The sequence below is a fragment of the Bacillus thermozeamaize genome, from assembly GCA_002159075.1.
In the GTDB taxonomy this organism is placed as follows: domain Bacteria; phylum Bacillota; class Bacilli; order ZCTH02-B2; family ZCTH02-B2; genus Bacillus_BB; species Bacillus_BB thermozeamaize.
The window spans coordinates 23718-35806 of sequence record LZRT01000090.1 but is presented as its reverse complement, the minus strand read 5'-3'; the positions used below and the strand labels follow the sequence as shown (position 1 = coordinate 35806).

General features: G+C 53.8%; 13 protein-coding genes. 9 read left to right on the top strand and 4 right to left on the bottom strand.

The window, feature by feature from the left end; genetic code table 11:
• Positions 1 to 47: 47 nt before the first annotated feature.
• The 3 genes from BAA01_06840 to BAA01_06830 all read left to right on the top strand — a co-directional run bounded on the left by BAA01_06840 (position 48) and on the right by BAA01_06830 (position 3135).
• Entirely contained in the window at positions 48 to 1445 is a 1398-nt protein-coding gene (locus tag BAA01_06840; GenBank protein OUM86457.1) for a Fe-S cluster assembly protein SufB, read from the top strand.
• Positions 1446 to 1526: 81 nt separating this feature from the next.
• Positions 1527 to 2840 carry a hypothetical protein gene (locus BAA01_06835; GenBank protein OUM86456.1) on the top strand — a complete coding sequence of 438 codons (1314 nt, stop codon included), beginning with the start codon at positions 1527 to 1529 and terminating at the stop codon, positions 2838 to 2840.
• Positions 2833 to 3135 carry a hypothetical protein gene (locus BAA01_06830; protein OUM86455.1) on the top strand — a complete coding sequence of 101 codons (303 nt, stop codon included), beginning with the start codon at positions 2833 to 2835 and terminating at the stop codon, positions 3133 to 3135. Before BAA01_06835 ends, BAA01_06830 begins: the two co-directional genes overlap by 8 nt.
• A 74-nt stretch (positions 3136 to 3209) precedes the next feature.
• Here BAA01_06830 and BAA01_06825 read toward each other — a convergent pair whose 3' ends face one another.
• A complete protein-coding gene (locus BAA01_06825; GenBank protein OUM86454.1) occupies positions 3210 to 4670 on the bottom strand; it encodes a hypothetical protein in 1461 nt (486 codons plus the stop codon).
• A 141-nt stretch (positions 4671 to 4811) separates the two neighbouring features.
• On the opposite strand from BAA01_06825, the gene BAA01_06820 reads away from it, so the two are divergent.
• Positions 4812 to 5576 (top strand): sporulation protein YunB, encoded by a 765-nt coding sequence (locus BAA01_06820; protein OUM86453.1) that lies wholly within the window; start codon positions 4812 to 4814, stop codon positions 5574 to 5576.
• Here BAA01_06820 and BAA01_06815 read toward each other — a convergent pair.
• Positions 5573 to 6577 carry a peptidase M23 gene (locus BAA01_06815; GenBank protein OUM86452.1) on the bottom strand — a complete coding sequence of 335 codons (1005 nt, stop codon included), beginning with the start codon at positions 6575 to 6577 and terminating at the stop codon, positions 5573 to 5575. The two genes, BAA01_06820 and BAA01_06815, sit on opposite strands and share 4 nt — an antisense overlap.
• A gap of 188 nt (positions 6578 to 6765) precedes the next feature.
• Between BAA01_06815 and BAA01_06810 the strand changes: the two genes are divergently transcribed.
• Together BAA01_06810 and BAA01_06805 are read left to right on the top strand one after the other, a co-directional pair.
• Complete coding sequence (locus BAA01_06810) at positions 6766 to 7638, top strand: lipoyl synthase (GenBank protein ID OUM86451.1); 873 nt, start codon at positions 6766 to 6768, stop codon at positions 7636 to 7638.
• 20 nt (positions 7639 to 7658) lie between these two features.
• Positions 7659 to 7988 (top strand): hypothetical protein, encoded by a 330-nt coding sequence (locus BAA01_06805; protein ID OUM86450.1) that lies wholly within the window; start codon positions 7659 to 7661, stop codon positions 7986 to 7988.
• A 7-nt stretch (positions 7989 to 7995) separates the two neighbouring features.
• Here BAA01_06805 and BAA01_06800 read toward each other — a convergent pair whose 3' ends face one another.
• Positions 7996 to 8250 carry a hypothetical protein gene (locus BAA01_06800; GenBank protein OUM86449.1) on the bottom strand — a complete coding sequence of 85 codons (255 nt, stop codon included), beginning with the start codon at positions 8248 to 8250 and terminating at the stop codon, positions 7996 to 7998.
• A gap of 151 nt (positions 8251 to 8401) precedes the next feature.
• On the opposite strand from BAA01_06800, the gene BAA01_06795 reads away from it, so the two are divergent.
• The 3 genes from BAA01_06795 to BAA01_06785 are packed head-to-tail and all read left to right on the top strand — an operon-like array spanning position 8402 to position 11645.
• On the top strand, positions 8402 to 9754 hold the full coding sequence (locus tag BAA01_06795; GenBank protein OUM86448.1) for an adenosylmethionine--8-amino-7-oxononanoate transaminase: 1353 nt from the start codon (positions 8402 to 8404) through the stop codon (positions 9752 to 9754).
• A complete protein-coding gene (locus tag BAA01_06790; GenBank protein ID OUM86447.1) occupies positions 9751 to 10464 on the top strand; it encodes a dethiobiotin synthase in 714 nt (237 codons plus the stop codon). The genes BAA01_06795 and BAA01_06790 overlap by 4 nt, the downstream gene beginning before the upstream one ends.
• Entirely contained in the window at positions 10443 to 11645 is a 1203-nt protein-coding gene (locus tag BAA01_06785) for an 8-amino-7-oxononanoate synthase (GenBank protein OUM86446.1), read from the top strand. The genes BAA01_06790 and BAA01_06785 overlap by 22 nt, the downstream gene beginning before the upstream one ends.
• Before the next feature lie 115 nt (positions 11646 to 11760).
• Here BAA01_06785 and BAA01_06780 read toward each other — a convergent pair whose 3' ends face one another.
• Positions 11761 to 12030: a cytosolic protein gene (locus tag BAA01_06780; GenBank protein OUM86445.1), complete on the bottom strand. Its 270-nt coding sequence runs from the start codon at positions 12028 to 12030 to the stop codon at positions 11761 to 11763.
• Positions 12031 to 12089: the final 59 nt, after the last annotated feature.

Sequence of the window (12089 nt, the reverse complement as noted above, 5' to 3'; positions counted from 1 at the left end):
CGGTTTTTGGCTGTTGAGGATAGATGACAAAAAAGGAGGGATGCGGGATGGCGAAACAGTTGGTGGAATTGGGGGAATACCAGTACGGTTTCCGGGATCCGGATATTTCCATTTACCGGGCCCAGAAAGGGTTAAACCGTCAAGTGGTGGAAGAGATCTCGCGGATCAAGGGTGAGCCGCAATGGATGCTGGAGTTTCGTTTAAGAGCGCTGGAGATCTTTTTTTCCAAGCCGATGCCCACTTGGGGCGGGGATCTTTCCGAGCTGGACTTTGACAATATCACCTATTACGTGAAACCGACAGAACGGCGCGGACGCTCCTGGGATGAAGTCCCGGAGGAGATTAAGCGGACGTTTGACAAGCTGGGCATCCCGGAAGCGGAACAGAAGTTCTTGGCGGGGGTCTCCGCCCAGTACGAGTCGGAAGTGGTTTACCACAACATGCAAAAAGAGCTGGAAGAGCAGGGCGTCATCTTTTGCGATACGGACACGGCGCTGAAAGAATATCCCGAGTTGTTCAAGGAATATTTTGGCACCGTGGTTCCGCCCACGGACAACAAGTTTGCTGCCCTCAACAGCGCCGTCTGGAGCGGCGGCAGCTTCATCTATGTTCCGAAAGGCGTCAAGTGCGAGGTGCCGCTGCAAGCCTATTTCCGGATCAACACCGAGAACATGGGCCAGTTTGAACGGACCCTGATCATCGCGGATGAGGATAGTTTCGTCCATTACGTGGAAGGATGCACGGCCCCGATCTACGGAACCGATTCACTGCACAGCGCCGTCGTGGAAATCATCTGCAAGCCGCGTTCCCGCGTGCGGTATACAACCATTCAGAACTGGTCGTCCAACATCTACAACCTGGTTACCAAGCGGGCAGTGGCGTATGAGGATGCGACGATGGAATGGGTGGACGGAAACATCGGTTCCAAGCTGACGATGAAATATCCGGCCGTGATCATGAAAGGACCTCGCGCCAAGGCCAATATCCTTTCGATAGCGGTTGCCGGCAAGGGGCAGCACCAGGATGCCGGGGCCAAGGTGATTCACCTGGCGCCCGACTGTACCTCGACGATCGTTTCCAAGTCCATCAGCAAACAGGGTGGGAAGACCACCTACCGAGGGCTGACCTCCTTTGGTCCCAATTCCAAGGGTTCCAAAGCGAAAATCGAATGCGACACCCTGATTTTGGATGAGCAATCCACTTCCGATACCATTCCTTACAACGAGGTCAAGAACAAGGACGTCACCCTGGAACATGAAGCCACTGTCAGCAAGGTGAGCGAGGAACAGCTCTTCTACCTGATGAGCCGGGGCCTTTCCGAAGAAGAAGCTACCCAGATGATCGTCATGGGATTCATTGAGCCATTTACCAAGGAGCTGCCGATGGAGTATGCGGTGGAGATGAACCGGCTCATCAAGCTTGAGATGGAAGGAAGTATTGGATAACCCCGATTTATTGATATCATGCTTTGTTCAAAAGGCATCGCCCCCAAAAGGGGGCTTTTTTTGTTTCCTGAAACTGCTACAATGGATCATTATGGAGAAACGGAAGGGGGAGCAGGGGAAATCATGGATGCGCGCTCGTTGGGCACGGTTGCGGCTGGCGTGATCTTGGGCTTCATTTTTATATATTATGTGTTGCCGACTTGGTATATCCGTTTATCCGGAAAGGCCATTCGCCGCGGCAGCCCGCTTCATCCGGACGTTTCGCTGACGTTTGAGGGAAAAGCAGAGCAATGGTCGGAACTGTTGCCCATCCTCAGGTCTTTGGGAATTCGGGCCACGTTTTTTGTGCATCAGGAGCCGGGAGAAGCGAACCGGGCGGAACTTTCCCGGCTCTCAAGCGATGGCCATGAATGGTATCCGGCTTCATTTGAGCATTCGCAAGCGTTTTACCGCCCAGTCAAGGGCTGGCTGAGCCTGTATCGTCTCTGGCAGGTGTGCCGGTCGCGTTGCACCGTGGTTTTGTGGTCGGCGACGTGGAATGGCTCCCGCCTCAATCCGCAGAGATGGATGCGAAAAGTGCGAAACGGATCGGTTCTGCGGGTAAAGGGCGGCCCTGCCGACCTCCAAAGGTTTGCGCTGCTTTTGCGGCGGCTGCAAAAATCGGGTTACCGCTTTTGCACGTTGCAGCAGTTGGAGTCCCGTTATCGGCAGGAAAGGGAAGAAATGAAGGTTTGCCGCTCGCCGGTGAATCGCTTCCTGTTTTATACCTGGAAGCGATGGGAAAGCTTTGTCCACCGCTTGTTGAACATGGAGTATGTCTGCATGCAGGATGATGAACGGACGCTGTTTCGCATCCGTAAGCGGCGCTATTACGGAAAGCCGGTTTGCTTGGCGGACGGTCAGTGGTTGCGTCGCGGTGAACCGATTTTGGAACTGCACTTTAACAATGACATTTTCACACAGGTGGTGCAACGGGCAAGGACTTCCGTCCAGCTGGCCGCCACCTTGATTCGGATGCTCCGGCGATCCTTGCCCGAACTGAGCCGGTATTTGACGGAGCACCAGCAGTATCAACACGTCAAGGCGATTTACGGCATTACGATGATTTACCGGGGGGCTGATCCGTTTGGATTTACAGTGGTTCCCATGCCCAGGCGCTGGTGGAACGGGTTTATCACTTTTTATTTGCGTCTTTATCTATCCATCTTGCATCCTGATGGCCGCAAGCGCCTGACGCAAAATCGGGACAAACTCATTCCCAAGCGGGTCATCATGTCTTGCGCGCAGTTGTTGGAGTGGTACCCCCCGGCAGGGTTGTCCAAAGAAGAACCTGAACATCAGGCAGGACATAAGATGGAAAGAGAGGTTCAGAAGGGAGGTTTGTCGATTGGTTGAAATCAAACCGATTGTTATCGAGGGACATCCGTTTATCGGCGTCGTTGTCCAACTCCCCAAAACAAACCTCATCTCCATCTCGAACGACAAGGGGTACATCATGTGCGGGGCGCTTGACGTGGGTTTGCTGAACGAGCGGCTGGCCGATCGGAAGATCATCGCGGGTCGTGCGACAGGCGTGCGTACCCTGGAAGATCTGCTGGAATCTCCTTTGGAGAGGGTGACCCGTCAGGCAGAAAAGCTGGGTATCGTGCCTGGGATGAAGGGACGTGATGCGCTCCTCAGAATGATCTGAGATGGGAATTGACAAAGTGTCAGGGTTACCGGAGCACACAAAAAACGGGGCGAGAGCAGCCCCGTTTTTTCGTTTTACGTGCGGCGTTTGGCAAATTGCGCAATCACCGGATGGGTTTGGCTCAGTTCGTGGTGAATCTGTTCAAAGGTCTGGCGGATGTCCCACTGTGCCTCTTGGGAGGTGCGCAAATTAATCAGGTGATACAATTCCCAGAGACTGAGGTCGGCCACGATTTCCCGATGGTGAGCGTTGGTCACACAGTAGGCGGCAAGAGTGGGTGACTCCTGGGCCAATTGGTGGTAGATCTGCTCCGCTTGCTGGAGAAACCGGTGCATGACATCGGCCAGTCCCGCTTCCCGAACATGTGGCGGGATTGTGACGCCTCCGCCGACGTTCGGAGGTTGAAAAATAAAACTGGTACGCCGATTGTGGCGCAGCAATTGATGCCAGTTGGCTTCCGACACACTGAGGTAAAGCTTGAGCCGGATCGTCTCGAAAACCGGGTGCGGGTTATCAAACGGGCCCAGATCGGATAGCGTCTCCCGAAGGAGTTGTTCTTTTTGTTCGAGAGATTGTTCCTTTGCCCACTGTTCCGCCTGCGAATGAGAAACCGGCTGATGGCTGAAAAGCAGACCCGCGCACAAGCGGTTCAGGACGGTTTCATAATCGGGAATGTCAATGGACCTCATCCCCGCCCTGTTGCCGGCTGCTTGTCCGTTCCCGGCGTGAGGCAGTTGTTTGAACCGCTGGCTGCTGTTTACGAGATGAGCGGAGGCACCCACATGACGAAGCAGGGTGGGGAGACAAAAGCTGATCTCCCTTTCCATTTCCCGGGCCAGCCTCACGCACTCCGGAAAGGGACTGGAGAGCAGGATGACCAAGGTGTCACGCAATGCGCGGCCGTTTCCGGTCATTCCCAGGTTGGTCAGCGTGGCCAGAGGCAGTACATATCGCGCGTCCTCAAAGGCCATTTTTTCAATGCGCGTCTGATAGGCCTTGAGCGTCTCATCCTTGTTCGGTGATATCTTCTTTTCAAGATAAGATTTCAGGCCTGCCAAGAGCGTTTCATAGACATCGTACGCCTGATGCTGGAACTGAATGTACGCCTCGCGCAGGGATGGCCACTGGTCGATTTCTTCGGGGATATAAAAGTCGCCCCGGCGAGGCCGCTGGTAGCGCTGGCTGTACTCGGTAAAACTGTTGAAGCGGTTGGCCAGCTCCAGTTCGGAAGAGGCGAGCCGGCTGATCTTTTCAATGCCGATATGGGCAACGGCATGTTCGGCCACACTGGAATGGCCGTATCCCACCACCCAGCGTTCGTGAAAACGTCTGGCGGTTTCTGACAGGAGAAGCTGGTTGCCCGGTTGGGTCAAGATTTCTTCTTTTTCCAAAAGCGTTTGCAGATTTTCCCGAAAGCTCTTCGGACTGCGGGATACATAGGCGAAGATGACGGCGATGACCTCTTCGGGAAGGTTGAAGATGGCGTAGACGTTTTTATCCAGGTTGGAGACGTAATCCGTAAGTCGGTATGTCAATCGATTCCCCTCCCATATCCGGTATTCGAATTCAGGTTGATTGTAGCACAATCCTGCTTGCTTGTAGATAAAACTGGTTCGTAACGGGCGTATAGCCCTCTCTTGCGCGACATAAGTATGGTACATGAGGAGGCTGGCGCCATGCTCTGGATGAGGCGGAGAGGGGTTCGAAACCGGCTGGCAAGACGTCCGTTTTACCGGTTCATGATTCCGGTGGTGATCCTGCTGTTGATTTTTTCGGGAGTCCAGTTGTTTTATTTCATCGAGCGGAATATCCGCGTCCCGCTGATGAATATCGCGCGGGTTCAAGTCCATCAGATGGCGACGGAATCCATCATTGAATCGATTTCGAAAAAAATCGCCCGGCAGACGGATATTCGGGAGCTGATCATGATTCAATATGACGATAAGGGAGTCATCCAAAGCGCATTGTTTAATTACTCCGAATATGCGAGGATCCAGGCGGAGACCACGGCACGGGTGCATGAAATCCTCCGCGAATTGGAGGAACAGGAGATCGAGATACCGTTGGGGCAGGCGTTTAACAGCAATATCTTGGCCCATTTGGGACCGAAGATCTCGGTGCACTTACGGCCGATGGGTTCGGCCACCGTGGATCTGGAATTTGACATGCAGACCGCCGGGATTAATATGGTGATGGTGACGGTGTACGCCGTGATTAAAGCCCAGGTGGCCATCGTCATCCCTTTCTCCGTCGAATCCGGAGAGGTGTCTACCCGTGTGGCCTTGTCGAACGCCGTGATCGTCGGTCAGGTTCCCGACTTCTACTATTCGAGCGGCGGTTCCGGCGGCCGCGATCCGGCCCAGGGCGGCGGAACAAAAGACCCCTCTAATGATACGCCGTTGCCGCCCGTGATGCCGATTATACCACCTGTCGAATTTTAACGTTGTTGCTTGCGGCCGGCTCGTTCCCACGCTTTCAGGTATGGGTAAGGGTCAAAAGCCCATTCATTGCGTCCGTTATGCTTATACATCCCGTAGTGCAAATGCGGCGGAAATTTGCCCTGTGTTCCCGGCTTTCCATACCCGGAGCTGCCCACATAGCCGATTATTTCTCCCGGCTTGACGGCATCACCCGCTTTGATTTGCTTGTTGAAACCCGAAAGATGGGCGTAGTAATGGTAGACGTTGTTTAAGTCCCGGATGCCGATGCGCCATCCGCCGTATGGGTTCCAGCCGATCACTTCCACGTATCCGTAACAGGTGCTGAGAACGGGCGTTCCATAACCGGCGAAGATATCCGTTCCTTCATGCATCCTGCGGCCCCCCCAGCCCCGGGAATGGCCCCACGTATCGTGGTAGGTGTAGTGGAAACCTTTCGGAATGGGAAAAGTAAAATGGAGAAGATCCAATGTCTGAAACTTCTTGTAGATTTCCGCAAAAGCGTGAATGTGACGAACGGCGTAGTCCGAACCATAATATTCCCAAAGGCCGTGCAAGATGTCTTCTTCAGAAAAACCGTACGAAGACAAGTAAGTGGCAAAAGTGAAGATCAGATCTTGATCGCTGTTTGGATCTGCGATGCCGTCCCCGTCTCCGTCCTTGCCTATTCCGCCAAAAAACCGGATACTCGACGGATTGGTATCCTGATGATCCGGGTTGAGCATTCCGGCCCAAAGATAGTCCGGGACTTGAATGGCCAGAACCCCTTCCTTTTTCTTTTTATCCTTGCGCGTCGCTTGAATGGCTCGTTCATATTGATCGATCGCCGCGAAGTAATACCAGGGAATATGGGTGAATTGCTCCATTTGCAGAAAATATTCCATCCGCTGCTTGTAAATCGTGTTCCGTTCATCCGCAGTATTGGCCTCGCTGACAGAGGTGGAAACCAAGAGCAGCGCACAGGCCAGAAGCAGTGCGATCAGACGTTGAAGCGAGCGACACACCGTATGCTTCACCCCAGTATCATGACTCGGTTGGATACACCAAAATTAGTTTGTTGCCAGGGCGGGCTTTTATCACGCCAAATCCTGGCCAAGCACTTGAAAAATGGTTTTTTTGGGAATGAGAAGGTATAATGTGTGTAACAATCGGATGTGGTCGGGATGGCCAGGCGACTGTTGGAGGTGTGACCATGCCTGTCTACGATACTTCCAGAAAACCGGAATGGCTCAAAGTGAGGCTGTCTACAAATCGTCATTTTACGGAACTGAAGGAAATCATGCGCAGCCAGACGCTGCATACGGTCTGTGAAGAGGCGCGCTGCCCAAACATTTACGAGTGTTGGTCCCACCGCACCGCCACTTTTATGATATTGGGCGATATCTGTACGCGTGCCTGCCGTTTCTGTGCGGTGAAAACCGGTTTGCCGACGGAATTGGACTGGGCCGAACCGGAACGTGTGGCGGATGCGGTGGAAGCGATGGGGTTGAAGCATGTGGTGGTGACTTCCGTGGCCCGCGACGATCTGCGGGATGGCGGCGCGGGCATTTTTGCGGCGACGATTCGGGCGATTCGCAAGCGCAACCCGTTGTGCAGCGTCGAGGTGCTCATTCCCGACTTTCTCGGGAATTGGGATGCCTTGCAAGTGGTCATGGAGGCCCGGCCCGATATTTTGAACCATAATGTGGAAACCGTTCGCAGATTGTCTGACCAGCTGCGCCGGGCGGCAAAGTATGACCGTTCTCTGGAGCTGTTGCGGCGGGCCAAGGAAATGCAGCCGCACATCCCGACCAAATCCAGTATCATGGTAGGCGTCGGCGAGACGTGGGAGGAAATCCTGGAGACGATGGATGATCTCCGCGCAGTGAATTGCGACATTTTAACCATTGGCCAGTATTTGCAGCCGACCAAGGACCATTATCCGCTGGTTTCTTACTACACGCCGGAAGAATTTGCGCAACTGAAAGAAGAAGGGTTGAAAAGAGGCTTTCGGCACGTAGAATCCGGACCTCTGGTGCGAAGTTCTTACCATGCCCATGAACAAGTACAATCCATGCATACCTGAAGCGGCAGAGGAGTGAGAGAATGGTCGTTATTCATGGACAGCAGTACGAGGTCGTGGAGAATTATCGCAACGGATGGCAAGTGGAAGCATTCCGGGAACGCTATATTGATATCTTGCAACGCTATGATTACATTGTCGGCGACTGGGGATACGGCCAATTGCGGCTGCGTGGCTTTTATGAAAACAACCGGCCGAAGGCCAGTTTTGATCAGAAAATAGCCAGCCTGGATGAATATTTACAGGAATACTGTAATTTCGGATGTCCGTATTTCGTGCTCAAAAAGGTCACTCCGGAGCGCGGGGTCAAAAGCCGGGAAAGCCGGAGCAAAAAGAGCGCAGAAGAGGTGTAGCTGCAAGCTACACCTCTTCTGCTTCGGAGTGTGTCGGATGCGCATCCGGATGTTCCCTTTCCAGCCCGGCGTGAAAGGTGCGGTTTTCATACGTGAATTGCGGGGCAGCGTGCATGCCGCCTTCCCAAGGGGTCGTTTTTCCCAGGTGTTCCTCGTTGAACGGCGCGCCATACGGGCCCTCGGGAAATTCTTCGGCAATGATTTCGCTGCGCTGCGAAACGACGGTCTCAAGCTCCCGGTACCTCTTGTTTCGCTGAACCATGTTTTCCACCCCCTGTAAAAAGAGTTCCCAAGGGGGGTAAGGATATACCCTTTGCCGGATTAAAGCATTTTCTTTTCCAAAGATTTGTGATATATTCTAATCAAAATCGTAAACAAGTTTAATAATAATGGTTTACAATTGGGGTGGAATCATGAAAGCCTGGACTTATGAGGAGCTGTTGGAAAAAAACCGGCGTTATCTATGGAATCCTTTTACACAGATGAAGGAGTATTTAAAAGATGAGCCTGTGATCATCGAGCGCGGGGAAGGCGTGCGGTTGATTGATGTCAACGGGCGTGCTTACTATGATGGGAACGCTTCGGTGTGGCTCAATGTTCACGGGCACAACCGGAAGGAGCTGAACGAGGCGATTGTGCGGCAGCTGGATAAAATTGCGCACTCCACGATGCTGGGCATGGCCAGTGTGCCAGGTCTTCTCCTGGCAGAGAAGCTGGTGGAAATCACGCCGCCAGGATTGAACAAGGTGTTTTACTCTGACAATGGTGCCACCAGTGTGGAGATTGCTCTGAAGATGGCCTTTCTCTATTGGAAGCACCGCGGCCGCCCGGAAAAGCGGCTTTTTCTCAGCATGAACAACGCGTATCACGGAGATACGATCGGGGCGGTCAGTGTTGGGGGAATTGATCTGTTTCACGCTGCTTTTGACGCATTGTTGTTTGCGACCGAGAAGGTGCCTTATCCCTATACATACCGCTTTCCCGGAACGGAAGAAGAGTGTGTTGAATATTGCTTGACGGTTTTGGAGGACAAGCTCCGCGAGAAAGGGGAGCAGATCGCTGGATTAATTGTGGAGCCGATTGTGCAAGGGGCGTCCGGGATCATCACCATGCCCCCCGGTTTTTTAAAAGCGGTAGAGAAACTCTGCCGCCAATATGACGTGCTGTTGATTGCCGATGAGGTGGCTACCGGCTTTGGGCGCACTGGGGAGATGTTTGCTTGCAATCACGAAGCGGTGCAACCGGATTTGATGACAGTGGGGAAAGCGATCACCGGCGGCTACCTGCCTTTGGCTGCGACGCTGACGACGGATGAGATTTATGATGCTTTTTACGCTGATCACGAAGAGTTGAAAACGTTTTTCCACGGCCATTCCTATACCGGTAATCAGCTGGCCTGTGCTGTCGCCCTGGCGAATTTGGAACTTTTTGAAACAGAGGAGATTTTGAACCGGGTGAAAGAAAATGCCGGTTTTCTTGCCAAGATGTTCCAACCAATGATGGAGCTTTCTCACGTGGGGGAGGTACGTTGGCGAGGGTTGATGGCCGGGATTGAGCTGGTCAAGGAGAAAGAGCGCAAGACGCCTTACGCTCTTGCGGAGAAGACAGCGATCCGTGTCTGTCGGCGGGCTCGGGAGCTGGGGCTGATCACCCGTCCCTTGGGCGATGTGATCACTTTCTTGCCGCCATTGTGCACGGAGCAAGAGGATCTGGCAGCCATGGTGAAGATCCTGCACCAGGCCATTTACGAGGTGACAGAGAAATGAAAGGCTTGTTTGTCACCGCGACCGACACCGAAGTCGGAAAAACGGTCGTCACAGGAGGTCTGGCAGCGGCGTTAAAAGCCCGGGGATACCGGGTCGGGATCGTCAAGCCGGTACAGAGCGGGCACCCGGCGGATCACCCCAATGGAGATGCGATGCGCTTAAAGTGGCTGGCAGAGCTCTCTCATGCGCCTGAAGAAATCGTGCCTTACGCCTTTCATGCGCCAGTCGCGCCGTGGATTGCCGCACGGCGGGAAGGGAAAATGATCGACCAGAACAGGATTCTGGCTCATGTGCGCCGGATTGCCAGCAGCGTGGATATCCTCTTGGTGGAAGGTGCTGGCGGATTGATGGTGCCCCTGGGGAAGGACTGGAGCATCGCTGACTTGGCGCGGGCAATTGGTTTTCCCCTGTTGATCGTGGCGCGTCCTCATCTAGGCACGGTCAATCATACTGTGATGACGGTACAGACAGCCCGCTCCTATGGTTTACACCCGGTGGGTGTGGTGTTGAACGGTTACCGGATAGAGGAGACGGATCCCAGCATCGCGGATAACCCTGCGATGATTGAATTATTCGGCAAGATCCCCGTTTTGGGCAGGCTGCCGTGGTTGAACGAGATCACGCCGGAAGGACTCAGACATGCCGTTGAAAAAAACTTTGATCTGAACCGTCTGCTTCGTCTGTTAGGATGGGAGGAATCTGTCCTGTGAACAGCAGCTGGGAAACTTTTTTGCAGGAACAGTTGGAACGCCTTGAGGAAAGCGGACGGCTGCGCACTTTGCAACCGGTGGAAGGGGCGCAACAGCCGGTCTTGCGCCGCGGGGACAAGCGACTCATCAATTTGTCATCCAATAATTACCTGGGCCTGGCCGATCATCCCGTGCTCAAGGAAGCGGCAGCAAGGGCCGCTATACGGGGGAGCGGGGCAACCGCTTCCCGCTTGATCGTCGGCCATGACCTGCAAGTGGCGGCATTGGAAGAGAAACTGGCGGCGTTTAAAGGAACGGAAGCAGCATTGTTGTTTGGGAGCGGCTATCTGGCCAATGTGGGGGTTTTGTCTGCGCTGTTGGGCCGCGGAGATGTTGTGTTTAGTGATGAGCTGAACCATGCCAGTATCATTGATGGGATTCGCTTGAGTAAAGCGGATTGTTACCGGTACCAGCATCGGGACATGGATCACCTGGAGACCTTGTTGAAGCAGGCGGCCCAAAGAGGATTCCGCCGCCGCCTGATTGTCACAGACTCGGTGTTCAGCATGGACGGAGATGTGGCCCCGCTGCGGGAGATTGTTTGGTTGAAAAACCGCTATAATGCCGCATTGATGGTGGATGAGGCGCACGGCGGCGGGGTATTCGGCCCGCATGGGGAGGGATATGCAACGCATGCAGGGGTGAGTCAAGAGGTTGACCTGACCATGGGCACCTTCAGCAAAGCGTTTGGCGTCTATGGTGCCTATGTGGCAGGAGGGAGGGACTGGATCCGGTATTTAATCAATACTTGCCGCAGCTTCATTTACACGACTGCGCTGCCTCCGGCGGTGGTCGGAGCGATCGATGCGGCTGTGGATCTCGTTCAGTCCTCGCACCAGCTGCGGAAAGCCCTGATGGCAAAAGCGGAGCGCTTTCGCCGGCGGCTTCGGGAGATGGGCTTTGATACAGCAGGTTCCAGCACGCAGATCATTCCGGTGGTGATTGGCGGAAACAGGGAGGCGGTGGCCTTCAGCCGTGCTCTGGAGGAGCTTGGCGTGTTGGGCGTAGCCATTCGACCGCCGACGGTTCCTGAAGGCACAGCCCGCATCCGGTTCTCTCTGATGGCCAACCATGATGATGAAGATTTGGATGTTGCCCTCGCAGCGATTGGAGCAGTTGGGGAAAAGATGGGACTGATCTGATGATTTTTCTGAACCGAAGATCGCATCATTCGGTTTTTTCGCGTCATTGGCTCCTTGGAATCGCCGGCTGAAGGTGTTTCCAAGGAGCTTTTTTGGCTTCTCGTTGTTGCCGTTTTCAGACCGCAAGGTACAGGAATTCGGTCAACTCTTGCGCCTCTTCTTCACTCAAATCGAAAACATGCGCGATGTACCCTTCTTCTTCCAGATCATCCTGGCCGATGATGGCGCAGCGGCCATTTTGAATCGAGATCACGAGGGATTTCCCATAAAACCGTTCGGAACGCACAATGGCCAGATCAAACCGGTTGCTCTTGCCGACGAAACTGACAAACCGCGTTCTCGTATGTTCTGTGTCATCATAAAGAAAAAACGTGTTTTCATCCATGGTTTCCAACCTCGCTTTTGTATAACCAATCAAGGCGTCCAGGGCCTTTTTGGCGGATT